Annotated in this window: 19 protein-coding genes and 1 pseudogene; 11 read left to right on the top strand and 9 right to left on the bottom strand. The window is 67.2% G+C overall.

The annotated features are described in order from the left end of the window. Positions 1-119 precede the first annotated feature (119 nt). The 3 genes from AB2M62_RS13320 to AB2M62_RS13310 form a co-directional block, all read right to left on the bottom strand. On the bottom strand, positions 120-2,804 hold the full coding sequence (locus AB2M62_RS13320; protein ID WP_404334459.1) for a TonB-dependent receptor: 2,685 nt from the start codon (positions 2,802-2,804) through the stop codon (positions 120-122). A gap of 130 nt (positions 2,805-2,934) precedes the next feature. Then, positions 2,935-4,020, bottom strand: coding sequence for an ABC transporter ATP-binding protein (locus tag AB2M62_RS13315; protein WP_404334457.1), 1,086 nt, complete (start codon positions 4,018-4,020; stop codon positions 2,935-2,937). Continuing rightward, positions 4,017-5,090 (bottom strand): LacI family DNA-binding transcriptional regulator, encoded by a 1,074-nt coding sequence (locus tag AB2M62_RS13310; protein WP_404334455.1) that lies wholly within the window; start codon positions 5,088-5,090, stop codon positions 4,017-4,019. The genes AB2M62_RS13315 and AB2M62_RS13310 overlap by 4 nt, the downstream gene beginning before the upstream one ends. A gap of 130 nt (positions 5,091-5,220) precedes the next feature. Between AB2M62_RS13310 and AB2M62_RS13305 the strand changes: the two genes are divergently transcribed. Genes AB2M62_RS13305 through AB2M62_RS13285 form a run of 5 tightly spaced genes read left to right on the top strand, consistent with a single transcriptional unit; the run spans position 5,221 to position 10,627 of the window. Continuing rightward, a complete protein-coding gene (locus AB2M62_RS13305; protein ID WP_404334453.1) occupies positions 5,221-6,549 on the top strand; it encodes a hypothetical protein in 1,329 nt (442 codons plus the stop codon). Beyond that, positions 6,546-7,832, top strand: coding sequence for an ABC transporter substrate-binding protein (locus tag AB2M62_RS13300; protein WP_404334451.1), 1,287 nt, complete (start codon positions 6,546-6,548; stop codon positions 7,830-7,832). Before AB2M62_RS13305 ends, AB2M62_RS13300 begins: the two co-directional genes overlap by 4 nt. Continuing rightward, on the top strand, positions 7,829-8,707 hold the full coding sequence (locus AB2M62_RS13295; RefSeq protein ID WP_404334449.1) for a carbohydrate ABC transporter permease: 879 nt from the start codon (positions 7,829-7,831) through the stop codon (positions 8,705-8,707). Before AB2M62_RS13300 ends, AB2M62_RS13295 begins: the two co-directional genes overlap by 4 nt. After that, positions 8,704-9,555 (top strand): carbohydrate ABC transporter permease, encoded by an 852-nt coding sequence (locus tag AB2M62_RS13290; protein ID WP_404334447.1) that lies wholly within the window; start codon positions 8,704-8,706, stop codon positions 9,553-9,555. The genes AB2M62_RS13295 and AB2M62_RS13290 overlap by 4 nt, the downstream gene beginning before the upstream one ends. A 13-nt stretch (positions 9,556-9,568) precedes the next feature. Then, positions 9,569-10,627: a glycoside hydrolase family 130 protein gene (locus AB2M62_RS13285; RefSeq protein ID WP_404334445.1), complete on the top strand. Its 1,059-nt coding sequence runs from the start codon at positions 9,569-9,571 to the stop codon at positions 10,625-10,627. Between the two features lie 264 nt (positions 10,628-10,891). Here the strand turns inward: AB2M62_RS13285 and AB2M62_RS13280 are convergent, their stop codons facing one another. Beyond that, positions 10,892-13,240: a hypothetical protein gene (locus AB2M62_RS13280; protein ID WP_404334443.1), complete on the bottom strand. Its 2,349-nt coding sequence runs from the start codon at positions 13,238-13,240 to the stop codon at positions 10,892-10,894. A gap of 206 nt (positions 13,241-13,446) precedes the next feature. On the opposite strand from AB2M62_RS13280, the gene AB2M62_RS13275 reads away from it, so the two are divergent. Further along, positions 13,447-14,976: a hypothetical protein gene (locus AB2M62_RS13275; RefSeq protein WP_404334441.1), complete on the top strand. Its 1,530-nt coding sequence runs from the start codon at positions 13,447-13,449 to the stop codon at positions 14,974-14,976. An 89-nt stretch (positions 14,977-15,065) separates the two neighbouring features. Continuing rightward, entirely contained in the window at positions 15,066-15,608 is a 543-nt protein-coding gene (locus tag AB2M62_RS13270) for a superoxide dismutase family protein (protein ID WP_404334438.1), read from the top strand. 1 nt (position 15,609) lies between these two features. Here the strand turns inward: AB2M62_RS13270 and AB2M62_RS13265 are convergent, their stop codons facing one another. Next, positions 15,610-17,169, bottom strand: a complete 1,560-nt coding sequence (locus AB2M62_RS13265) for a spinster family MFS transporter (protein WP_404334436.1) — start codon at positions 17,167-17,169, stop codon at positions 15,610-15,612. 230 nt (positions 17,170-17,399) lie between these two features. On the opposite strand from AB2M62_RS13265, the gene AB2M62_RS13260 reads away from it, so the two are divergent. Next, positions 17,400-18,074 carry a class I SAM-dependent methyltransferase gene (locus AB2M62_RS13260; protein ID WP_404334434.1) on the top strand — a complete coding sequence of 225 codons (675 nt, stop codon included), beginning with the start codon at positions 17,400-17,402 and terminating at the stop codon, positions 18,072-18,074. Here AB2M62_RS13260 and thpR read toward each other — a convergent pair. Next, on the bottom strand, positions 18,059-18,592 hold the full coding sequence (gene thpR / locus AB2M62_RS13255) for an RNA 2',3'-cyclic phosphodiesterase (protein ID WP_404334432.1): 534 nt from the start codon (positions 18,590-18,592) through the stop codon (positions 18,059-18,061). The genes AB2M62_RS13260 and thpR overlap by 16 nt on opposite strands. 174 nt (positions 18,593-18,766) lie before the next feature. On the opposite strand from thpR, the gene AB2M62_RS13250 reads away from it, so the two are divergent. The 3 genes and pseudogenes from AB2M62_RS13250 (at position 18,767) to AB2M62_RS13240 (ending at position 20,960) form a co-directional block, all read left to right on the top strand. Next, positions 18,767-19,519 carry a Bax inhibitor-1 family protein gene (locus tag AB2M62_RS13250; protein ID WP_404334430.1) on the top strand — a complete coding sequence of 251 codons (753 nt, stop codon included), beginning with the start codon at positions 18,767-18,769 and terminating at the stop codon, positions 19,517-19,519. Between the two features lie 141 nt (positions 19,520-19,660). Then, positions 19,661-19,999: a hypothetical protein gene (locus AB2M62_RS13245; RefSeq protein WP_404334428.1), complete on the top strand. Its 339-nt coding sequence runs from the start codon at positions 19,661-19,663 to the stop codon at positions 19,997-19,999. An 11-nt stretch (positions 20,000-20,010) separates the two neighbouring features. Then, positions 20,011-20,960, top strand: a pseudogene (locus AB2M62_RS13240) (cation diffusion facilitator family transporter). A 26-nt stretch (positions 20,961-20,986) separates the two neighbouring features. Here the strand turns inward: AB2M62_RS13240 and AB2M62_RS13235 are convergent. The 3 genes from AB2M62_RS13235 to AB2M62_RS13225 form a co-directional block, all read right to left on the bottom strand. After that, positions 20,987-21,646, bottom strand: a complete 660-nt coding sequence (locus AB2M62_RS13235; RefSeq protein WP_404334426.1) for a PilZ domain-containing protein — start codon at positions 21,644-21,646, stop codon at positions 20,987-20,989. A 170-nt stretch (positions 21,647-21,816) separates the two neighbouring features. Further along, complete coding sequence (locus AB2M62_RS13230; protein WP_404334424.1) at positions 21,817-21,939, bottom strand: hypothetical protein; 123 nt, start codon at positions 21,937-21,939, stop codon at positions 21,817-21,819. A gap of 177 nt (positions 21,940-22,116) precedes the next feature. Next, positions 22,117-23,427: an amidohydrolase gene (locus AB2M62_RS13225; protein WP_404334422.1), complete on the bottom strand. Its 1,311-nt coding sequence runs from the start codon at positions 23,425-23,427 to the stop codon at positions 22,117-22,119. Between the last annotated feature and the right edge of the window lie 7 nt (positions 23,428-23,434).

Here is a 23,434-nt window from a genome sequence, read left to right as displayed (position 1 = left end):
CACCCATCAGCGGATTTGGAGCCGGCCCCTCCGGGTTGCCGCGCGCAGCCGGGTGCCGAGAGGGACGAGCGTCCGGTGGCGGGGAGCGGCCTGATGTCGCTCCCCGCGCGCACGCGCCGTCAGAAATTGGCGCGAATACCGAGCGCATAGCGGGGGCCGTAGCTCTCGTAGGTGATCACCCGCTCCTTGAAGACCGAATAGAGGAAGGTCTTCTCGTTGAACAGATTGAGGCCCTGGGCGAACACCGTGAAGTGATCGTTGAGCGCGAAGTTGATGCTCGCATCCCAGATGCCATAGGCGGCGACGTCGACCGGCTGGCCGCGATTGCCGCGCGCGGTCTGTTCGTACGCATCGCGATGATTGTAGGCGAGCCGCATCTGCAGCGGGCCCTTCTCGTAGAAGCCGACCAGATTGTAGGTGTTGCCCTCGTCGCCGACAAAGCTGACATTGCCCTGCACGCCCAGGCCGTCGAGCGGGGCGGGGAGGCCGGTAAAGGTGTACTGGCCCGAGAACTCCACGCCGCGGATGCGATCGTCGCCGACATTCTCCGGTCGCGTGCGCTGGAAATCAAAGCCGAGAACCTGAATCGTGGACGTCACCAACTCGCTCAGATTCTTGAGGTCCTTCTGGAACACGGCCGCGCTGACGAAGCTCGAGCGGTCGATGTACCAGGTCAGCGCGGCATCGTAGTTCCATCCGACCATCGGCTGGAGACCGGGATTGCCGTCGGTGATCGCCCGCTCGCGTGGCCGTGGATTGATGTTGCGGATAAGCAGCAGGTCGCTCAGCGTCGCGCGGGTCAGCGTCTTGGCGACCGCCGCCTGGAAGACGACGTCCTTGACCACGTCGACCTTGACGTTCGCGCTCGGCAGCCATTCGTCATACGATCCCTTTTCGGTGATCGCCTGGGGCGCGGAGAGGTTGACGATCGGATCGAGCCCGGGCGGGGTGGTGATGCTCAGGATTTCCTGGCCGAACCCGCGCGAGGTTACCTTGGTGCGCGTGTAGCGCACCCCGAGATTGCCTGACCAGGCGTGCGAACCGAGATTGCCGGCAAACGAGGCCTGGGCGAAGCCGCCGATCGTGCGCTCCTGCGCCGAACCGCTGTTGCTCGGGAGGAGCACCACGCCAAGGTCGCCACCGTTCGCGGCGAGCGCAGCGCGGGTCGCGGTCGGGTTGGTGCTGGCGTTGATCCCGGCATCGGTGAGCAGATAGGCCGCGAGATCGGCCGCGGCGTAGGCCGGAAAGCCGTTGGGGAACATGTCGATTCCGAAGAAGTCGCTGGCGTCGGCGGTGTCACCGAACACGCTCTGCGGCACCGTCACGCCGCCGAAGACGCTCTGCAGCGCATCGGGGGTCTTGTACGAAAAGCGCTCCTTCTTGCGGTCCGAATAGTTGAAGCCGGCGGTGATCGCGCGCAGCGGGCCTGCCTCGGCCTCGTATTTGAGCTCCGAATTGAGCTGGTAGATCTCGTCGGCGACGCTGACGCCCTCATAAGTGAGGTAACCGACCTTGGCGTTCGTCGTGTCGAAAGCGCCGAGACCCGAATAGACGGGCAGGCCGTTTTGCAGCGCGAAGCTGACGCCGGAAGGCGAATAGCCCGGCGCCGCTAGGTTGCTTTCGAACCAGGCCTGGTTGCCGCCGGTGTCGTCGGTTGCCTTGGACCAGGACAGGTCGAGGAAGCCGGATAGCGGGCCGTCCCCCTTATATTCGAGATTTCCGCCGACCTGATAGGTCTTGGCGAGGCGCGGGCGGATCTGGTTGGTGAACATCGGCCCGGAGGCGATGCCGGTGTAACTGGTCAGCGTGTTGTTCGCGTCGACCGTTCCCGAGCGCACGTCGCCGGGGCCGCCATAGACGAAGAATACTTTGTTGTCGTCGTTGACGTCGAGCTTCGAATAAAGGCCGTCGACGGTCAGGACGAGCGCATCGGACAGCCGCGCCTGGGCGGTCAGCAAAGCGGAGAGGCGCTTTCGGTTGGTCTCGTTGACGCCATATTCGACATAGGTGGGGAGCGAGACGCCGGTGAATTCGGGGGTGCCGTCGCGGTTGAAGTCGAGGCTCTGGTTCGCTTCCCAGCCGTCGGTGAAGATGCGGCGCCCCTCGATCTTGCGGTCGATGTAGGAGAAGGCGCCGAGGATGCCGAAATTGCCGCCGCCGAAGGTCGTGCTGAACAGTCCCGAGGCCTGGGGCGAGACCTGCCCGCGCATCTTGTCGTAATTGCCCTGCGCGGAGACGACGAGCTTGGTCTTGCCGAAGTCGAACGGGCGGGCCGTGTACATGTCGACGGTCGAGGCGATGCCGCCCTCGACCTGGGACGAGGTCGGCGTCTTGGAGACGTCGACGCGATTGATCAGCTCGGCGGGCAGGATGTCGAAGCTGAACTCGCGGCCCTGATTCTCGGTCGCGAGGATGCGGCCATTGTAAAGCGCGGTGCTGAACGCCGGGCCGAGGCCGCGGACCGTGATGAACTGGCCCTCGCCATTGTCGCGCGAGATGGTCACGCCGGGGATGCGCTGGATCGCCTCGGCAATATTCTGGTCGGGCAGCTTGCCGATGTCCTCGGCGACGATCGAGTCGACGATGTTGTCCGCCGAGCGCTTGATGTCGACGGCGCGGCGAAGGCTCTCGCGCAGGCCGGTGACGACGATCGCGTCGTCTTCGGTCTGGACGCTGCTGTCGGCGGTCTGGCTGTCCTGCGGCCCGGCCTGGCGTTCCTGGGCAGCCGCGGGCATCGCCAGGGCGGCGAGGACCGTCGCCATCCCGGTCATCTCGATCAAGCGGAATCGTGCGTTGCGCTTCATGGACCATCCTCCTCTGAATCCCGTCGGCCATGCCCGTCTGCGCGGGCATTTTTCTCTTTCGGGACAAGAACGTTTATCGATAAACCAAATGGCTATCAAGCCGCGCAATCATGCAGCTGTTCGGCGGTGTTCAGCGGGTTGGGATCGCCTGGCCGGCGGCGTCGAACAGCATGAGACGCTCGGGATCGGCGTGGAGCGTCATCGTTCCCGGGACCGGCACGGCGTGATGCCCGTCGAGCTTTGCGCGGAATTCGCCCGTCTGATCGAGATGCGCGTAGACGAAGGTCGAATGGCCGAGTGCCTCAACGGCCTCGATCGTCAGCGGAAAGGCGAGCCGCTGCGCGCCCGGTTCGATGCCGAGATGCTCGGGGCGCAGCCCGACGGTGACGCGATCGCCCACGCGCCCGCTGGCACAAGGCCGGGCGACGCGGATTCCTCCGGCGAGCTCGAACAGCGCATCTTCGCCGCGCCGCTCGATCAGGCGCGCCTCGATCAGGTTGATCCGCGGACTGCCGATGAACCCGGCGGTGAAGAGGTTGGCCGGGCGCGCATAGATGTCGAGCGGCGTACCGACCTGCGAAATGCGGCCGCGGTCGAGCACGACCAGCCGGTCGGCGAGCGTCATCGCCTCGACCTGGTCATGGGTGACATAGAGCATCGTGCTGCCCAGCCGCTTGTGCAGTCGCGCCAGCTCGTGGCGCATGCGGACCCGGAGATCGGTGTCGAGGTTGGACAAGGGCTCATCGAACAGGAAGATCGTGGGATCGCGAACGATCGCACGGCCGATCGCAACGCGCTGGCGCTGCCCGCCCGACAATTGGTTCGGCAGGCGGTCGAGCAGTTCGCTCAGCTCGAGGATATCGGCTGCATGGGCGACCTGCGCGGCGATCTGCGCGCGCGGCACGCGGAGGTTGCGAAGCCCGAAGCTCAGATTCTCGCGCACCGTCATGTGGGGGTAGAGGGCGTAGGACTGGAATACCATCGCCACGCCGCGCGCCGCGGCAGGGGCATGGGTGACGTCGCGGTCGCCGATCCGGATGGTGCCGGCCGACACGTCCTCGAGCCCCGCGATCATCCGCAGCACCGTCGACTTGCCGCAGCCCGACGAGCCGACCAGCACGACGAATTCTCCCGGCGCGACTTCGAGGTCGATGCCGCGGATCGTCTCGACGCCCTCATAGGATTTGCCGAGCCCCGCAAGCGCCAATGCCGTCATGCCGTACCCAGCTCCCATGCTTGAGCGGTGGTGTCGCCGACCATGAACACGGCCTCGATGTCCACTTTGAGCCCCGCAGCGCCGCCTTCGCGCAACAGGATCTCGGCGGCCTTGCGGCCCTTTTCGAAAGCGTTCTGGCGCACGGTGGTCAGCCGCAGCGCCTCGGCTTCCCGGAAGGGCGGATCGAGCCCGTCGAAGCCGGTCACCGAGACGCGCTGCGGCACTGCCAGCGCGTGCGCCTGGCAATGGGCGATCGTGCCGCGGGCCAGCCGGTCGGAAAAGCACACCAGGGCAGTCAGGTCGGGACGGCGGCGCAGCAGCCGCTCCGCTGCGTGCTGCCCGCCATCCTCGCTGTTGACCGTCTCGCACACCAGAATCTCGGCCTGGGCCAGCCCGGCCGCGTCGACTGCGTCGCGGCAGCCCCGGATGCGCTCGCGCACGACATGGTTATCGTCGGGAACGTCGCGATCGAGCGCGAAGATTTCGCCATGGTCTTCCGAAAAGGGAAAGGTCACGATGGCGATCTGGCGGTGGCCCAGCGCCAACAAGTGGCCGAGAACGGCACGCATCATCGCGCGATCGTTGGTGTGCACGCTGGCGAGATCGGGCGCGTCGAAATCGACGACCACGGTCGGCAGCCCGCGCGCCAGCGCCATGCGGATCGTCGGATGGCTCTTGTACGGCGCGTTGAGGATGTAGCCGTCGACGATCGCCGTGAGGTTGTCGCGCTGCTCGGGATGCCGGTCCTTGAGCGGGATGAGCACAAGGTTCGCGCCTTCCTCCTCGCACACCGACGAGATCCCGCGCAGGAAGGTGATATCGTACGCGTCGGTAAAGGCGTAGCTCAACCGATCGTTGAACAGCACCCCGATCGCGCCGCACCTTCCGGTGCGCAGCGAGCGCGCCGCGGGGTGGGGGCCGTCATAATTGACCAGCCGGGCATGCGCGATGATCCGGTCGCGCAACTCCTTCGAGACCTTGGCAGGCCTGTTGTACGCGTTGGAAACCGAGGTGGGCGTGACGCCGAGGTCCGCGGCGATCGACTTGAGAGTGGCCCGCTTCGCCCGCACCGCTTCCTTCCTCTCCGCTGACTTGTCGTTGAAAGGCCGAGCCTAGCCCGCCAGCTTGACACGCACAACTGCGCTTGTTTATCGTTTAACCAGCCGCTTGTTACTCAGGGGCAGGAGAGGTCCGCACCTGATGGTCAGCGCGTCCGAAGCTTCGCAGGATAGCGGCGCAATAGCGTATCGCCGCGCGCTGCGCTGGCGTAGTGCTGCCCTGCTTTCCGCGCTCGCCTTGGTCGCCTGCGCCGCGCCGCAGCGAATGGTCTCGCCGGCGTCGCTTGGTATCGCGGACAGTAGCGCGCCGCGGATCACGCTTGCCCATTTCGACCATCTCTTCGCCGAAGCCGATGTCGGCGGCGAGCGGGTGGGAGTGGTCAATATCTACAGCACCGCGCCCGACTTCGCTTTCGCGATAGAGCCGCGCGAAGGCTATGCCTGTGTCGACGACGTTGCCCGCGCGATCGTGCTGCTCGCGGCGGACCCGGATCCGGACGCCAGGCGGCTGCACCAGATCGAGCTGATGACGCGGTTCTTGGTGCAGATGCAGGCCGACAACGGCTATTTCCACAATTTCATCTGGGCCGGCGGGCAGATCAACCGCACGTATCGGACATCGCTCGCCGAGCTCAACTGGTGGTCGCTGCGCGCCTTGTGGGGGCTCGAGGCAGCGCTGCGCCGTCTGCCCGCCGGCTCGCCCACTGCTGTCCGTGCGCGCGCAGCGGCGGACCGCGTCGTCGCCAATCTCAAGCACGACCTGCCGCTCGACCGCCGCGCGGTGGAAACGGTCGAGGGCGTGCCAGTGCCGACCTGGCTTCCCTTCGGCGCAGGGGCCGACGCCGCCTCGACTGCGATCCTCGGCTTGCTGCCGCATTACCAGCGCACCCGGGATGCCGGTACCCGCGCGCTGGTCGCGCGGCTCGGCGAGGGGCTGGTGCAGATGCAGGCGGGCGATGCGCGCAGCTTTCCGCACGGCGCGCATCTGAGTTGGCGCAATCAGTGGCATGGCTGGGGGAACGCCCAGGCCTATGCGCTGCTGCGCGCGGGCGCCGCGCTCGGCCGGCGGGACTTCACGGCGAGCGCGCTGCGCGAAGTCGACCTTTTCTACCCCTATCTGCTCGAGCACGGCATGCTTTCGAGCTTCACGTTGCGGAGGATGGCCGGGCAGGCCGAGGCGGCGGAGGTCCAGCGCTTTCCGCAGATCGCTTATGGCATCAGCCCGATGGTGCTCGCCGCGACCGAAGCCTATCGCCAGACCGGCCAGGTGCGGTATCGCGATATCGCACGCCGGCTCGGTGCCTGGCTGTCGGGCGCCAACGATGCCGGCGTCCCGGTCTACGACCCAGCCAGCGGCCGTGTGCACGACGGGATCAACGGGCCGGGCTCGATCAACCCCAATTCAGGCGCCGAGTCGACGATCGAGGGGCTGTTGGCGCTGCGCGCGCTCGACGGCGTATCGCTGCCATGATCGCGCGGCGGGACCTTCTCCAGATCACGCTCGGCGGCACCCTGGGGCTGCTCGCCGCCTGCTCGTCGCGCCGCACCGAGAAGCGTACCGACCGGATCCGCCTTTGGGTCGCGCCCAACGAGGCCGAGGAGGGGTTCTGGAAGATCGCGGTCGCGCGCTGGAACGCGCGCGGCCGGGGATTGCCGGTGCAGTTCGCGACGATCCCCACCGCGGGGGCCTCGGAGGATACCGTGCTGTCGGCGCTGGTCGCCGGAACTGAACCCGATCTCAGCACCAACATCTTCTCCGGCTTTGCAGTGCAACTCGCCGCGCTCGGCCAGGTCGAGAATCTTGCCGCGATGCCCGGTTATGCCGAGCTGGTTGCGCGCCGCGACATGGGAGCGATCATGCCTGGCTGGACCCAGGGCAACCAAGTCTGCGCGCTGCCGATCTATTCGAGCCCGACGCTGTTGTGGTGGCGCGCCGATCTGCTCGAGAAGCACGGTTTCTCGGCGCCGCCGCGCACCTATGCGGACGTCTATGCCTTTTGCGAGCGCTACGGCGTCGCGCGGTCGCGCTACGGGATGCAGGTGATCTCGGGCCGCGGCTGGGCGGATCGCTGGTTCGACTTCATATCCTTCTACTACGCCGCATCGAACGGCGCGCCCTATCTCGAAGGCGGGCACGCGCTGTACGACAATGCGGCGGGGTTGCAGGCGGCCGGGTTCATCGATCGGATGTTCCGCCGCGGCTGGACGGCGCTCGATTTCGATGCCGAGGAACCGTTGGTGTCCGGGCTCGCTGCCGGCGCGGTGCGCGGGCCGTGGGACGTCGAGCGCTTCGCCAAGATCTATCCGGAGACGCTGGCGCGGATCGCGGCCGGGCCGATCGTGTCGCAGGCGACAGGGCAGGGGCCGGGCGCGACCTTTTCGGACAGCAAGGGCGTGGTGATCTTCAAGAGCAGTCGCGTCGCGCGTGAGGCGTTCGATTTCCTGGCCTGGGTGCTGGGCGACGCAGCGCTGAACCTGCTCTGGCTGCAGCGCACCGGCCTGTCGCCAGCGCGCGGAGACCTGCTCGAGAACCCGCTTTTCGCCGGCTATTATCGCGGCAACCCGATTGGCCAGGCCTATGCCGCGCATGTCGCGAGCGCCAAGCCACCGGCGCTCTCGGAGCATACCATCGATATCCAGAAGATCATGACCGCCAAGCTCGTCGAACCGCTGATGACCGGGCAGCGCACGCCCAAGGCCGCGCTCGCAGAGGCCGCGGCCGCGACCGACCAGATGCTGCGGTTGCGGGCATGAAGCGGCCGAGAGTCTCGCGCGAGGCGTGGGTCGGGCTCACGCTCGCCTCGGCCTACCTGGTCTTCACCGCGATCTTCTGGGCCTACCCCTTCTTCTGGCTCGCCAAGCTGTCGGTCACGCAGTGGCGCTTCTTCGACGAGCCGGTGTTCACCGGCACGCGCAATCTGTTCCGCACCGTCCAGGATCCGCAATTCCTGCAGGCGCTGTGGAACGTGATGCGCTTCCTCGTGATGTACGTGCCGATCGCGTTCGGCGGGGCGCTGGTCGTCGCATTCGGGCTGCAGCATGTCGGCCGCGGCAAGGCGTTCGTCGCCTTGTGCTTCCTGCTGTCGAACGTGTCGTCGGGTGTGGCGCTGTCGCTCGTCTTCACCAAGATCTTCAGCTCGACCGGTCCGCTCAATGCCGTGCTGTTCGACTGGTTCGGCATCCGCATCCCCTGGACTACGCACCCGACCCTGGCGATGCTCGCGATCGCACTAGTCGTCGCGTGGAAGTTCGTCGGCTATTACGGGCTGATCCTCTATTCCGGGCTGCTGACCATCCCCAAGGAGATTTACGACGCGGCGCGGCTCGATCGTGCCGGGCCGCTCACCCGGTTAGTCCGCATCACGTTGCCGATGATCAACCCGCAACTGATGATGGTGCTGGTCTTCGCCATCCTGGTGTCGTTCGGGCTGTTCACCGAGCCCTTCCTGATCACCGGCGGCGGCCCGGCCGACAGCACCGCGACGCCGCAGATGATAATCTACGAGACCGCGTTCCGCCGGCTCCAGCCGAGCCATGCGGCGATGATGAGCATCCTCGTCTCGGCCGCGACCTATCTGCTGGTGCTGGCGGCGCGGCGTCTGTTCGAACGAAAGGTCGTGATCGCATGAGGGACCGCATCGGCACGCTGGTCCGCTCGCGTAGCCCCGCCGGCTGGGCGGCGACGATCGGCATCTACGCGCTCGCGCTGACCTGGCTCTATCCGTTCGCCTGGATGGTCGCAGCGTCGATAAAGCCGACCGCGCAGATCTACACCACCGCCTTGTTCGAAGGCGATTTCGGCCTCGACAATTTCCGCTTCCTGTTCGCCACGGCTGACAAGCTCGGCCGGCCCTTCCTCCAGGCGCTGGGGATCTCGGCGATCGTCACGCTGACCGTGACCGCATCGGTGCTGATCACCTCGGCGTTCATCGCCTTCGCGCTCGCACGGTTGCGCTTTCCGGGGCGCAAACTGTTCGGCGACTTCCTGCTGCTCCAGATGGTCATCCCGACGACGATGTTCATCCTGCCGCTCTTCGTGCTGATCAAGGAGCTTGGTCTGCTCAACTCGCTGGGCGCGCTGATCCTGCCGTCGCTGATGTCGGGCTGGGGCATCTACATGATGTCCCAGTCGTTCAAGGCGATGCCCGAGGAGTATTTCGACGCGGCGCGGCTCGATCGCGCGAGCCTGTGGCAGACGGTGGTGCGGATCGTCGTTCCGCTCAACAAATCGATCATTGCGATCGTCGCCCTGTTCACCTTCACCGGCACCTGGGACAATTTCCTGTGGCCGCTGATCGTGATCTCGGACACCGATCGCATGCCGCTGTCGGTACTGCTCGCGACCTTCAGCAAGCAATATGGCGGCTATGCTGGGCCGGTGATGGCCGGCGCCGTGCTCCAGACGCTGCCGCTTGTCCTGCTGTTCGTGCTGTTCCGCCGCCATTTCCTCCAGGGCATGTCCCTGTCGCTCAAGTAACGAGAGATCCCAGATGCTGAAGCGCTGGCCCGGCAATCCCATCGTCACGCCCGAGACGGTTCGCCCCAGCCGGCCCGGCTGGCAGGTCGACGGTACTTTCAACGCTGGCGTCGCGCGCATCGGCGGGGAAGTCATCATGCTGGTGCGCGTCGCCGAAAGCGTCGCCGGCGCGGCACCCGGTGAGGTCCGCGTGCCGGTGCTTGAGCACGATGGCGCGAGCTGGCGCTGCACCACGCGCAGCTTCCGCGCCGACGATCCGGACTATGACTTTTCCGACCCGCGCATCGTCCGCGCGCGCGCCGATCCGCGCCGCGTCCATCTCACATCGATGTCGCATCTGCGCGTCGCACGGAGCAGCGATGGCGTGACCTTCGACGTTGCCGACACGCCGTTCCTTTTCCCGGCAAAGGACACCGAACGCTATGGCTGCGAGGATGCGCGCCTCACCGTGATCGAGGGGCGCTGCTACATCAACTATACCGCGGTTTCGGATTTCGGCATCGCTACGGCGCTGGCGGTGACCGACGACTTTGCCGCCGTCGAGCGGCTCGGAATTATCCATGCGCCCGACAATCGCGATGTGTGCCTGTTCCCGCGCCGGATCGGCGGCAGTTATTGGTGCCTCCACCGCCCCGCGCCGCTTCATTTCGGAGCGCCCGAGATCTGGATCGCGCGCTCGCCCGATCTGATCCACTGGGGCGCGCACCAGCGCCTCGCCGGGTGCACCGGAGAGCCCTGGGAAAGCAACAAGATCGGCGGGGGCGCCCAGATGCTCGAGACCGAAAAGGGCTGGCTGCAAGTCTATCACGGCGTCGATGCCGAGCAGCGCTACAGCCTCGGCGCGCTGTTGCTCGATCTTGAGGACCCGCGCATCGTCAAGGCGCGGCTTGCATCGCCGCTCGCAGAGCCGACTGAACCGTACGAAGTGCACGGCTTTTTCGACAATGTCGTCTTCGCCTGCGGCGCACTGATCGAGGACGAGGAACTGCGCGTCTATTACGGCGCCGCCGACCGGGTGATGGCGCAGGGCAGCGTCGCGCTTGCCGATCTGTGGCAAGCGATGGGGGTCTAGTCCAACAGCTTTTCAGACAGGATAGAGAGGAGATCGCCGAAGCGTCACGCGCGTGAAAGCGGCCCGGAAAGGCCTCACGCGAAGGATCAATATATTCGGCATATTCGCGCCAAATCCAATTCTGGATACGTCCATTCTTCTACTGGAACGATAGGCCGGCGAAGGGGATTGCGACTCGGTTGCGATCCCCATCGATCGAGCTGCTGACCTGAAGGACCGACCGGCGGCACTAAACCCGTTGGCGGGCCGCTTGACCGCCCGCCGCTAGCGGACCGATAGCGTCACGTGCGCGTCGGGAGCGTCGCGCAGGCGGAGGCGGAGCTCGCCATCCGCCGGGGCCGGAACGCTCAGCGTCCGCGCCGTGAAGCCCGACGGCACCTGGACGGCATCATCGCCGCCCTTCGTGGGCAGCACGGCGTCGATCAGATACAGGCCTCCGCCCTGCAAGGTGCAGGTCGTGGCGTTGCACGCGACGGCGTCGATGCGCGGCAGGCGTGCCAGCACGGCCAGCGGCTGCCAGTCGCTCGCGATGCTGCCGCGCACCAGCCGGAACTTGAGCGGGCCCGACACCGAAGGTCCCAGCGCCGCGGGATCGAAGCTGGCGACGAGCACGCTCGGCCCCTCCAGCCGCAGCGCCGGGCCCGCCGTCAGCCGCGTGCGCGCCTGCTCGTCGTCGGTGGCGACTTCGATCACATCGTTTGGCAGGAACCGCGTCTCTCCCCCGGCGCGCACCGAGAAGTCCAGCGTCGCGATATCGGGCAGCAGTGTCGGGCCAAAACCCTCGAACCAGCCCGCGGTCTGCTCGGGCGCCAGCGTCTTGCCGAGCAGCGCAACGTGCGGCCGCGCCGCCGCGATCGTCACCGGCAGGTTCAGCGTGCGCCCGTCGGTCAGCTTCACTCGCGCCGTGATCGCGCCCTTGTCCGGCGCCCTGCCATCGCCTTCGGCGAGCAGCTTGAGCCGGTCGATATCGCCGTCGCGCGTCAGGCCGTCGGGGTTCAGCCGGACGCCGCCAAGCTCTACCGAGGCCACCTGGTCGAGCCGCTGCCCGGAAAGTACGCCGCGCATGTCGCCGCCATGGATGTCGAGCGCGTCGAGCTTGCTCGCCTGGCGATAGGCGGCGATCCGCACGCTTGCCGGCGCGGTGGCGCCATATTGCTCGATCGCGATCGTGATTTCGCCCGGGCGCGCGTCCTTGAGCGGCAGGGTGAGCGCCAGCGTGTCGTCGCCCGCCTTCCAGGCGACGCGCTGCGGCGCCGCGTCGCCGATCCGCATCGTCACGCTGCGGACACAGGCCGGGGCAGGGCCGGCAAGGGTGATGTCGTTGTCGCGTCCGATCACGAGATTGGCGTCCTTGTCCGCGCGCCAGGCCTGGCCGTCGGGAAATTGCAGCGCGAATTCGGGGCCGTCGAACGGCGCGAACCCCCATTGGCCGTGAAGCCGTGCCTTGACCGTGCCGCTCAAGCCGGCCAGCGGGGTGCCGTCGGTGAACAGATAGCCGGCGCGGTCGGCGCGCGCTGTCACCGGCCGCTCGACCGGCGTGCCGGAGGGCGGGATCAGCCGCACCATCATGTCGTGGGCATAGCCGGTCGAGAAGACCAAAGGCGCGCCCTCCACCGGAAGCACCATCCCCGGCTGTGCGCCACACAATGGCTGGCTGCCGCTATCGCGCAGCCGCGGCGGGGCATCGGCGGCAATCGACGGCATCGACACGACTAGCACCGATTTGGGCTTGGCGAAGGAGGGCGCGGTGTTGAGCAGCAGCGAGACGCGATCGTCCTGGCGCTGGCTCAGCGTCGGCAGATAGTTGAACTGCGGGTTGCTGAACGCGCCGAACACCCGGGCCAGATCGCGCACCACGGCGATATAGGGGCTGTAATAGCCAAGCCCGCCTTCGCGCGTATAGCTCAGCTGGAGTGCGAGATCGGTCGGCGCGCCGATCAGCGTCTCGGCCATCGTGCTGCTGTGGACGTCGGCAAGGACCAGCGAATCGCGGTTCTCGAGCAGGCACGCCGCCTGGAACTCGACGACCTTGGCGAGGCAGTCGGCATTGAGCTTCATCGCCAGGCTGCCCGCCAGCGTCGGGGCGATCGTCTTCAGATGCTCGGGATGGGTGTTCTCCTGCGCCTGGATCGCGCCGATGAACGCGTTGAGCCGCGAGCGATCTAGCGAGGCCTGGTTGAGCGCCTGGGTGGCGCGCACGAATTCGCCCGGCTTGCCGCGCACCGCGCCTTCGATCGTGCCCTCGGCGCCGCCGGTATCGGGCACGAGGAACAGGATCATCTGTCGCGCGCCGTCCGGGATGGTCAGCGCGAGGCGATTGTCCTTTGCCTTGGGCTTCCAGGTCTCGGCGACATGGATCCATTGTTTGGGCGGCGGATTGGTCGCGCCGTTGAGGAAGGCGGATACCAGCAGGAAGCGCGCGCGCTGGTCCTTGGGGAGGTCGGCGGCGATGTTCAGCTTGTCGCCCGGCGCCAGGCTGGGGACCTGGCCGATGGGCAGCGTCGTCTCGCCGCGCGTGACGGTGATGACCAGGCCCGGCCCCGCCAGGTCGAAGGGCACGGGGTCGGCAGCCTTTACCGGCAACGCCGCGAATGCCGGGAGTAGAAGCGCCATCCTGGCGGTGCGCCGGGCGCGGCGGGACAAGATACGCGCGATCATCGCTGTCCTAATGCGCAATCGGCGAAATCGATCAACCCCATGGCGCGGGCGCTGGCGCCATCCGCACGGTCTCGAGGCGGCTGGAAGTCGGCTGCGCAGACCCCTATCGCGCGGGGAGGCGCGGGCATAGGGTCGCGACCGGGGGGATGGCAGAAACCGGGATGGCACCGATTCGAACAACGGCGGCGAGCCGCGCGGTGCTTGCGATCGCGGCGATCGTCTTTGTCCTCGGCCTGGTCCGATTGGCGGCCCATGCCGGGCTCGCGCTCAGCTTTCCCTATGGCTTCGATTATGGCGAGGGCGTCGTCTGGCAGCAGATGCGCGACATGCTCGCCGGCCAGGCATATCGCCCGATCGGCGTCTATCCGGCGATCGCCTATGAGTATCCGCCGCTCTATCATCTCGCCGCGGCCGCGACCGGCTGGGCCACCGGCATCGACGCGCTCTACGCCGGTCGGCTGCTCTCGCTGGTCTGTACCGGCGTGTGCGCACTCCTCGTCGGCGTGCTCACCGCGCGCATGGTCGGCGGCGAACCGCGCGGCATCCGGCTGGGCGCGGCGGCGATCGCCGGGCTGGCCTTCGCCACCATGCCGCTGCTCGACAGCTGGGCGCTGCTCATGCGCGTCGATTTGCTCGCCTGCGTCTTCACGCTCGCGGGCATGTTTCTCGCCTGCCACGCGCCGCGTTCGCTGGCCGCAACCGTCGCTGCGGGCCTCGCCTTTACTGCGGCGCTCTACACGCGCCAGACCTGCTTTCCCGCGCCCGCCGCCGCCTTCGTCGTGCTCCTGCTCGCAAGCCCGAGGCGCGCCTGGACGATGGCGGCGGTGTCGATCGCGAGCGGTCTGATCGTGCTGGCCGCTGTCGAGAGCGCAACGCGCGGCGGCTTCCTGCTCAACATCGTCAGCTACAATGTGAACCGGATCCTCTGGGATCATGCCGGGGCACTGGCGGCGACGCTGCTCGCCAATATCGTGCTGCTCGCGCTTGCCGCCATCGGCGCGGCGGCTGCCTTCCCGACCATCGGCATGCGTCGCTGGCGCGATCTTCGCACCGCCGAACCGGCGCAGCTTGCCCTCGCGATCGTCCTGGCGACGCTGGCGCTGAAGACGCTGATGCTGCCGGCGATCCTCAAATCGGGCGCGAGCGACAACTATCTGATCGACTGGTTCACCCAGATCTGCATGCTGGCCGGGTTCGCCGCTATCCCGCTGTTGCGCGCCGCCAGCGGCTTGGCCGCAGCGCCCAGCCTGCTCCTATACGCGCTGTTCGCGCTCGGATTGCCGCTCCAGGTCTGGGGCGCGCAGTCGCTGCCCGATCGCGCCGCGGCCGACGCCCAGCGGCGCGAACTCGATACGATCGTCGCCCGCATCCGGCAAAGCGATCGGCCGGTGATCTCGGATGATGCGACCTTGCTGCTTCGCGCGGGCAAGCCCCTGCAATGGGAGCCGGCGATCGTCGCCGAGCTCGCCAGCTTCGGCCGCTATGACGAGCAGCGCTTCGCTGCGATGGTGCGGCGCGGAGCATTCGGCTTCTTCGTCACCGATGGCGATCGCGGCGACATACTGTTCGACCAGCGGTTCAATCCACTGGTCGCCGACGCGATCCACGCCGCCTATCCTCGCCATGTCCATCTGGGTGGCCGCACGCTGCATTTCCCAGCGGCGCCGCAGCGTCCCGATCGCCTACGCTGATCGCGGCCTGACGTTTCTCCGGCGCAACCCCCTTGGAACCGCGCCGCCCCCGCGCCATTAGAGACGCAGAGTTTTCAGGGAGTCGGGTGATGAACGGCGTGCGGATATTTGCGGCAACGGCCGCCTGTGTGACGGTGCTGGGTCTGGGCGCATGCGCGACGCCCGAGCAAAATGCGCGCTATATGGCGGGCCATTATCGTGCCTCGGCCGATCTGCGCGATGCAGCGGGCACCAAGGTCGGCACCGCGGTTGCCGAGGAAGTCGACGGCACGATCCGCGTGATGGTCGAGGCGCATGGCCTGCCCAAGGGGCCGCACGGCACCCACATCCACACCGTCGGCAAGTGCGACGCGCCCGATTTCGCCAGCGCCGGCGGCCATTGGAACCCCACCACGCACCAGCACGGCAAGGACAATGCCGCGGGCCCGCATGCCGGCGACATGCCCAATATGCGCGTCGACGAAGCCGGCGGCGACCGCACCATCTTCACGCTGCCCGGCGGCACCTTTGCCCAATTGATGGACCAGGACGGTGCCTCGATCGTCATCCATGCCGGTGAGGACGATTACAAGACCGATCCCTCGGGCAATTCGGGCGGGCGCCTGGCCTGCGGCGTCTTCCAGTCGATGTGATCTAGATCGGCTCGCCGGCCAGCTGGGCGCGAGCCTCGCGGCTCGCCTCGGCGGCGGGGACCAGCCGCAGCGCCGCGATCGCAGCGGCCAGCGCCAGCGGCAGTGTGGCGAGCAGCGACAGGATGCCGATCGACAGGCTGCCGGTCAGATCGGCGATGCGTCCGGCCAGATAGGGGCCGAGCGCAAGCCCGATCAGCGTCGTGCCGATGAAGAAGGCGGCGGTGGCCGTGCCGCGCATCCGCGGCAGCACGAGGTCCTGCGTCGCCGCCGCCGCCGATCCCAACGCGCAGCTGCCCAGGATCTGGGCGAGCGGCAGCATCAGGTAGAACATCGTCTTGTCGGGCGTTGTGAAGGCGATCGCGATCGGCAGCACCGGCGCAATCGCGCCGAACAGCACCACCATGATCCGCCCCGAGGCGTGGCGCTGGCGCAGCCGGTCGGCGGCGATTCCGCCAAAGGTCACGCCCAGAAAGCCGGCCAGGATTGCCGGCCCGCCGATGAACAGCCCGGCCTCGCGCGCGGTCACGCCGAAGACATGCTCGGCATAGCTCGGCGCGAACCCAGCAATGGCATAGGCAAGGAAGGCATTGAGGCCATAGGCAAGGACGATGCACAGAAATGCCGGCGTCCCGACGATCAGTCGGAAGGTCGGCGCATCGCGGCGGCGCAGCGCCGATGCCCAGGAGAACACCGCATAGCCACCGATCGCGATCGCCAGCCATTGGTAGATCGAGCGCGGCCCGTCGATCCGGATCGCGGCGAAGCAGAGCAGCGCGGTCACTGCCAGCGCAATCAGATTGGCGGTCAGCGCGCGGTTGCGCACCGCGCCGATCAGCGTCAGCGGCGGGATGATCGTCACCAGCTCGGCCAGGAAGCTGCGGAACGGGGCAGGGTGCTTGGGCGCGATCACCCCGTCGCTGCGCCCTCGCAACGGCTCGCGCAGCGTCGCCACCCATGCCGCCAGCAGCAGGCCGGGCAGGCCCACCGCAAGAAACCCCGCCTGCCACCCGATCAGCCCCCAGGGGCCGCCTTGCGGATAAGCGAGGTTCCATTTGTCGGCGATCGATCCGCCGATGAACAGCGAGAAGCCGCCGCCGAAATAGATGCCCGCCGAATAGATGGCGAGCGCGGTGGCGCGCTGGCGCTTGGGGAACCAGTCCGAGATCAGCGAATAGGCCGAGGGGCTCGCCGTCGCCTCGCCGATGCCCACGCCGATCCGCGCGCCGGCCAGCTGGACGCCGCTGCGCGCGAGCCCGGAAAGCGCGGTCATCGCCGACCATAGGGCAAGTCCGATCGTCATCAGCCGCACCCGGTGCCAATTGTCCGCCAACCGCCCCAGCGGAATGCCGAACAGCGCATAGAACACGCCGAACGCGGTGCCGTAGAGAAAGCCGATATCCGCCTGCGCCAGCCCGAGGTCGCGGCGGATATGCGGCGCGAGGATCGTCAGGATCTGGCGGTCGATAAAGTTGAGCGCATAGACCAGGAACAGCACGAAAAGCACATACCAGGCATAGGGACTGGCCTTCGCCTCGGCGGGCGCACGCAGTTCTGTCGCCATGATTCCTCTCCGGATATGCTTGTTTTACGGCAGGCTAGCAGAGCATACCCGGTTTACGAAAGCGGATTTGAAGAGAGGCGTCCGATCCTCGCCCGCCAGGGGGAGGTGTCAGTCGCAGACTGACGGAGGGGGAGGAATCGCGGGGGCCTATGGATCGCTTGCCGCCTCCTTCGTTGCCCCCGTGACGAGGGAGGATTGGAGTTGCCGCCCCCATCGCCTAAGCTTCGCGCGTGCCGCTTGACCCAACCGACTTCATCCGCACTCGCTTGCCCGCGGCGCCGGTGCCCGGCATCCCCGAAATCCGCCTCCACAAGGCCGCGCCGGCCAGCGGGCTGCGCAACCTCGAAGAGCAAGACGATAGCTTCGGCTCGCCCTATTGGGCCTATCATTGGGCCGGCGGCCTCGCGCTTGCCCGGTTCGTGCTGGATCGCCCGGAGACGGTCGCCGGCAGGCGCGTGCTCGATCTCGGCACCGGTGCTGGGCTGGTCGCGATCGCTGCGGCGCTAGCCGGCGCCGCCGAAGTCATCGGGGCGGACACCGATCGCTATGCCATCGCCGCGCTGCCCCTGAACGCCGCGCTCAACGGCGTCACGATAGCCCCGCTCCACGCCGATCTCACGGCCGGAGACCCGCCCGCCGTCGACCTCGTGCTGGTCGGCGACCTGTTCTATGACGAAGCCACCGCCGCGCGCGTCACTGCGTTTCTCGACAAATGCCTCGCCGCCGGCATCGACGTCCGCATTGGCGATCCGTGGCGCGCGCATCTCCCCCAAGCCCGGCTCGGCCTGCTCGCGCGCTATGAGGTCGCCGAGAGCGGCGCCCGCACCGTGCCGAGCGGCGTGTTCCGCTTGCATGCCGCGTCGACTTGTCCGGCTGGCTTGTCGCGCGCTCAGCCCAGCGGATAACGCTCGACCAACTCGTAGCTCGCGCCCTCGCGCCCGAGCTGGCTTTCGAACAGCAGGAAGTGATCGAGCACGAACGGCGCACTCGTCAGGCCCGCTTGTGCGGCGAGGAAGCGATCGGCGGCGCCCGAGGCCGCGTTCATGCGCGCCAGGGTAATATGCGGCAGATAGGCGCGCCGCTCGGGTTCGAGCCCGCAGCGGACCAGTGCCTGGTCGATCTTCTTGTGGAGTTCGGCCAGCGGGCCGTGCGGCCGCACCCCCGCCCAAACCGCATTGGGCCGTCCGCGGCTGTCGAACTGGCCGACGCCGTCGATCGTTGCTTCGATCGGCGCGGCATGGACCTGCGAGAGGATCAGCGCGGCGTCCTCGGCCACCGGCCGCTCGACTTCGCCGATGAAGCGCAGCGTGATGTGGAGCTGCGCGTCGCTCTGCCAGCGCGCGCCGGGGATCCCGCCCATCAGCGCCAGCAATTGCGCGCGCACCGCTGCCGGCGGTCGCAGGCCGACGAAGAGACGGTGCATGGAAAACTCCCACGAAAAACACGGCCGCGCACCGCCCGAGCTATGGCCCGCGGCGCCTGCGATCAAGCACTTGCGCGCCAAGCGAGGTTAATACTTCGGTTTCGCTTGAAACGCCTTCGTTTCGGCCCGATATTCACCTCTATCCGGCGAAGCGCCGGGCAAAGGAGTTTTCGAATGGCAAACTGGTCGGATCCCCGCAGTGCCGCGCCTTTTGCGGGCGCCGGCGCGCGCGCCGCGGACTATGACGCGGGGCTCAGGTCGTACATGCTGTCGGTCTATAACTACATGCTCTCGGGCGTGTTGCTGACCGGCGTCGTCGCGTTGCTCTTCGCCAAGTCGAGCCTGATGCAGCTGCTGTATCAGGTCGGCGTCGATGGCCGCATCGGCCTTACCGCGCTCGGCTTCGTCGTGATGCTCGCTCCGCTCGGCATCGTCCTGGCAATGAGCTTCGGCGCGAACCGCCTGTCGGCGAGCACGCTCCAAATCCTGTTCTGGGCCTATGCCGGCCTGCTCGGCGCGTCGCTCTCGACGATCTTCCTCACCTATACCGACAGCTCGATCGCCGGGGTGTTCTTCGGGACTGCCGCCGGCTTCGCCGGGCTGAGCCTGTGGGGCTACACCACCAAGCGCGATCTTTCGGGCTTCGGCACCTTCCTGGTGATGGGCCTGGTCGGGCTGATCGTCGCCTCGATCGTCAACCTGTTCGTCCAGTCAGGGCCGATGGGCCTGGTGATCAGCGTGATCGGCGTGCTGATCTTCGCGGGCTTCACCGCCTATGACACGCAGAAGATCAAGAGCATGTACGCCTATACCACGGCGGGTGAGAGCCGCGACAAGGTCGTGATCATGGGGGCGCTGAACCTCTATCTCGACTTCATCAACATGTTCCTCTTCCTGCTGCGGCTGTTCGGCAGCTCGCGCAACTGATCCTGCCCTCAGGGCAGCGACCAAGACGGCCCGGCGGGGAAACTCGCCGGGCCGTTTTTCTTTTGTGTCCGTGGGTTGCCGGCCAGGGAACGCGAATCGCGGCACGGTCGTTACAGCTAGGCAACGCTCAGGAGAGTGATCATGAACGCGAACCCGATGGAGCCGGCTCTGGATAAAATGTCGGTGGTGCCGGGCCCCGAAAGCGAAACCCGCGCGGCGGTGGGGTCGGCCGATGCCGGCACCGATACCTCGATTGCCGAGCGGCTCGCACGCAACCCCGAGAGCAAGGAAGCCCGGCTCGACCGCGCGCTCGACGAGTCGATGGACGCGTCGGATCCGCCCGCATCGACTCAGCCGGTGCACAACCACTCGATCCCCGAAAGCTCGGGGTATGACGAGAAGAAGGAAGCCAAGCTCGCTGCCGGCCCGGTCGGGACCCGCGGCATGTTCGGTAAGATCTTGTCCAAGATCGGCCTCTGAGGCGGATCTGAATGGGAGCGTGCCCCGCGTCCGGCTGGCGCGCCAACATCGTCCTCTATGCCGCTCTCGCGGCCAATGTCGGGATCGCCGTCGCCAAGTTCGTGGCGGCGGCGATCACCGGCTCTTCCTCGATGCTCACCGAAGGCGTGCACAGCCTGGTCGACAGCGGCAACCAGGGGTTGCTGCTCTACGGCCAGAAGCGCGCGAAGCGCCCCCCGATGCCGATCACCCGTTCGGCTATGGGCGTGAGCTCTATTTCTGGGCGTTCGTCGTCGCGATCCTGATCTTCGGATTGGGCGCGGGCGTCTCGGTCTATGAGGGCTGGAGGCACATCCAGCATCCCGAGGAACTGCGTGATCCGCTGGTCAACTATATCGTTCTCGGCGTCGCGGTCCTGCTCGAAGGCACCAGCTGGTGGATCGCGATGCGCGAATTCGCCGCTTCGAAGGGCGATAGTCCGTGGTGGGCGGCGATCCGCGAGTCGAAGGATCCGGCGGGGTTCATCGTGCTGTTCGAGGATTCAGCGGCGCTCGCAGGACTGTTCGTCGCGGGCCTCGGCATCTGGGCGAGCCATTATTGGGGCGACCCGCGGATCGACGGCGCCGCCTCTATCGTGATCGGCGTGATCCTCGCCGCGGTCGCCACCTTGCTCGCCCGCGAATTGAAGGGGCTGCTGATCGGCGAGCGGGCGCGGCCCGATCTGATCGCCAAGGTTCGCGCGATGCTGGATGCGCGCCCCGAGATCGTCCGGGTCAACCATGTCCGCACGATCCACACCGCCCCGGATCGCGTCTTCGTCGCGATCAGCGCCGATTTCGACGACAAGCTGACGATGGGCGAAGGCGAAACCTTGATCGAGGGGATCGAGCGCGACCTCAAGGCGCGCATGCCGATCCTCAGCTCGATCTATATCCGCCCCGAAAAGGCCGAGGACGCGATCGACGCGGTGGCGATCGGCTGACCAGCTACCCGGACGGGAGAAGCCCTCTAGGTCTTGCGCAGCAGCCGCTCGCGCAGATCCTGCATCGCCACCGCCTCGGCCGCGGCCACCCGGTCCGGCGACGTCAGGATCGTTCCGAGATGGTCGAGCACCTGGCTGGCACGGTCGAGATTCTGCAGCGCCTGCATATGCCGCTGGAGCACGTGCGGGTCCTCGACCAGTCCTTCGCCCAGCTCGTCGAGCAGGCGGCGGACATAGACGATCTCCTCGGTGATCCGCGTCTCGAGCTCGCTGGTCGATTGCGGGGCGGCCTGTTTGGGCGCTTCGGGCAGCGCTGCGCCGCTGCGCACCGCGGTCTGGATCGCGTCGACCCGCGCCTGGCCCTGATGCCCCAGGAAAGAGGGGATCAAGGTGCCGGTCACCCACTCGTCGACCGAGATGGTGGCGTCGTTGAAGCGGACGCCACAGCGTCCGGAGGCGATCCACACCACCGTCGCGCTCATCGATACGTCGGCGCGGCGCAGCGTGAAGGTCGTGCCGGGATCGGGCAGGGTGGCGCCGTCGAGCATCGCGCCGGTTTCGGAGAGGTTGCGGATTCGCACCGCGACCCGCAGCGCGCCAGCCTCGACCGAGGCGGCCAGCAACAGGTTCTTGCGCGGCCTGCGCGGCAGCTGCCCTGGAGCGGAGGAGAATTGCGCTTCGGTCACGACGGACTCGAAAAAGCACTGCGGACGCGCGGGATCAAGCCTGGATCGGGCAAGCCGTCTCCATGCGCGGTGCGGCGCGGCGCCATCCGGGATACTCCGCCGGTCATGCCTTGCATTGTATCGCGAACGCCGCGGGAACCATGTGCCCGCGACAAATATTTCGCGATGCCTTAGCCGGTGGTGCGGCCGCCCGACCGCGGCGTCGCCGTGCCTGCTTCGATTCGCAGCGCGCTGCCCGCATCGGCCTCGTCGATCGCGCGAAGCAGTTCCTCGAATTTCGAATCGTCGGTCACCGGGAAGCAGCGACGGAAGCCACTCCCCAACCGATCCAGATCACGATTCGTCAGCAGTCCGACCGCGACGATATTTTCCTCCGCCAACGCATTTACTCCGGGGAAAAACCTTTTGGCCTCAACGCAGGCCGCGGGCTTTTGTGCCGTTCGTTTCACAGTGTTACCGATGCGCGTCGGCTATTTGTTAAGGATGTCCAGCGCCGCCGCGGTCATCGCCTCGGTCGCAGTGCCGACCACAGCCTCGGCGTCGGGCGCCCAAAAGGCGCTGTGGAGCGAGGGCAGGGCCTTCTTGCCGTTGTCGGAGGCCGCCCATTTGTCGGCAGGCACGCCGCCCACCCAGAAGATCAGGCTCTGGATCGCATTGTCGGCCAGCCAGTAGCGGCTGAAATCCTCGCCGCCCATCACGGCCTTGGTCTCGACCACGCGGTCCGCGCCGAAGCGGGTCGTCCACAGCGCCTTCATCTTGTCCGCAAGCGGCTGGGTGTTGAACGTCGCCGGAGTGAAATTGTCGCGCACCTTCACTTCGGGCATGCGGTCTTCGGGGACGCCCGCGGCGATCGCCTCGCCCTTGGCGATGCGCGCGATGCCGTCGAGCAGCAATTTGCGTATCTCGGGCTTGAAGCTGCGGACGGTGAGCAGCATCGTCACGTCGCTGCCGATGATGTTGTGCGTCGATCCGCCCTTGATCATGCCAACGGTCACCACCGCGGCTTCCTGCGGATCGACTTCGCGACTGACCAGCGTCTGGAGCGAAGTGACGATCCGCGCGGCGAGCACGATCGGGTCCTTGGTCGTCTGCGGATAGGCGCCGTGCCCGCCCACGCCCTTCACGCTGATGTCGACCGAATCGACATTGGCGAGGGCGTATCCCGGGGTCACGCCGATCTGGCCGGCGGGCAGGCTGGCGCTGTCGTGAAAGGCAAGCGCGAATTGCGGCTTGGGGAAGCGCGTGAACAGCCCGTCCTCCAGCATCATCCGCGCGCCCATGCCGCGCTCCTCGGCGGGCTGGGCGATCATCACCACCGTGCCGTGCCACTGGCGCTTCATCGCCGCGAGATTGCGCAGCGTGCCGATCCAGCTCGCCATATGGGTGTCGTGGCCGCAGGCGTGCATCACTCCGGTCTCGACGCCGTCGTCGGTGGTGGTGCGCACCTTGGAGGCGAAGGGCAGGCCGGTATCCTCGATCACCGGCAGCCCGTCCATGTCGGCGCGGATCAGCACCACCGGGCCGGGGCCGTTCTCCAGCACCGCGACCACGCCGGTCCCGCCGACCTTTTCGGTGACCTTATAGCCTGCCTTGCGCGCCTCGGCGGCGAGCTTGGCGGCGGTCTGGACCTCGTGGAGGCTGAGTTCGGGGTGCGCGTGGAAGTCGCGATAGAAGGTCATCAGCTCGGGCAGCGCGCGCTGGGTCGCATCATGGACCGGATCGGCGGCGGCGGGAATCGCGAGAGTCATCGCCGCAGTCGCGAGGAGCAAGGATCGGAGCATCGTCTAT

Source organism: Sphingomonas sp. MMS12-HWE2-04 (assembly GCF_044881185.1).
In the GTDB taxonomy this organism is placed as follows: domain Bacteria; phylum Pseudomonadota; class Alphaproteobacteria; order Sphingomonadales; family Sphingomonadaceae; genus Sphingomonas.
Note: the sequence above shows the minus strand (reverse complement) of the source record. Positions and strands in the feature narration are given on the sequence as shown.

Excerpts from the sequence above, each read along its gene's own strand:
- AB2M62_RS13280 (WP_404334443.1), bottom strand. The coding sequence starts at position 13,240 with ATGGCGCTTCTACTCCCGGCATTCGCGGCGTTGCCGGTAAAGGCTGCC.
- AB2M62_RS13275 (WP_404334441.1), top strand. The coding sequence starts at position 13,447 with ATGGCACCGATTCGAACAACGGCGGCGAGCCGCGCGGTGCTTGCGATC.
- thpR (WP_404334432.1), bottom strand. The coding sequence starts at position 18,592 with ATGCACCGTCTCTTCGTCGGCCTGCGACCGCCGGCAGCGGTGCGCGCG.
- AB2M62_RS13300 (WP_404334451.1), top strand. The coding sequence starts at position 6,546 with ATGATCGCGCGGCGGGACCTTCTCCAGATCACGCTCGGCGGCACCCTG.
- AB2M62_RS13225 (WP_404334422.1), bottom strand. The coding sequence starts at position 23,427 with ATGCTCCGATCCTTGCTCCTCGCGACTGCGGCGATGACTCTCGCGATT.
- AB2M62_RS13285 (WP_404334445.1), top strand. The coding sequence starts at position 9,569 with ATGCTGAAGCGCTGGCCCGGCAATCCCATCGTCACGCCCGAGACGGTT.
- AB2M62_RS13295 (WP_404334449.1), top strand. The coding sequence starts at position 7,829 with ATGAAGCGGCCGAGAGTCTCGCGCGAGGCGTGGGTCGGGCTCACGCTC.
- AB2M62_RS13245 (WP_404334428.1), top strand. The coding sequence starts at position 19,661 with ATGAACGCGAACCCGATGGAGCCGGCTCTGGATAAAATGTCGGTGGTG.
- AB2M62_RS13265 (WP_404334436.1), bottom strand. The coding sequence starts at position 17,169 with ATGGCGACAGAACTGCGTGCGCCCGCCGAGGCGAAGGCCAGTCCCTAT.
- AB2M62_RS13290 (WP_404334447.1), top strand. The coding sequence starts at position 8,704 with ATGAGGGACCGCATCGGCACGCTGGTCCGCTCGCGTAGCCCCGCCGGC.
- AB2M62_RS13250 (WP_404334430.1), top strand. The coding sequence starts at position 18,767 with ATGGCAAACTGGTCGGATCCCCGCAGTGCCGCGCCTTTTGCGGGCGCC.
- AB2M62_RS13305 (WP_404334453.1), top strand. The coding sequence starts at position 5,221 with ATGGTCAGCGCGTCCGAAGCTTCGCAGGATAGCGGCGCAATAGCGTAT.
- AB2M62_RS13315 (WP_404334457.1), bottom strand. The coding sequence starts at position 4,020 with ATGACGGCATTGGCGCTTGCGGGGCTCGGCAAATCCTATGAGGGCGTC.
- AB2M62_RS13320 (WP_404334459.1), bottom strand. The coding sequence starts at position 2,804 with ATGAAGCGCAACGCACGATTCCGCTTGATCGAGATGACCGGGATGGCG.
- AB2M62_RS13270 (WP_404334438.1), top strand. The coding sequence starts at position 15,066 with ATGAACGGCGTGCGGATATTTGCGGCAACGGCCGCCTGTGTGACGGTG.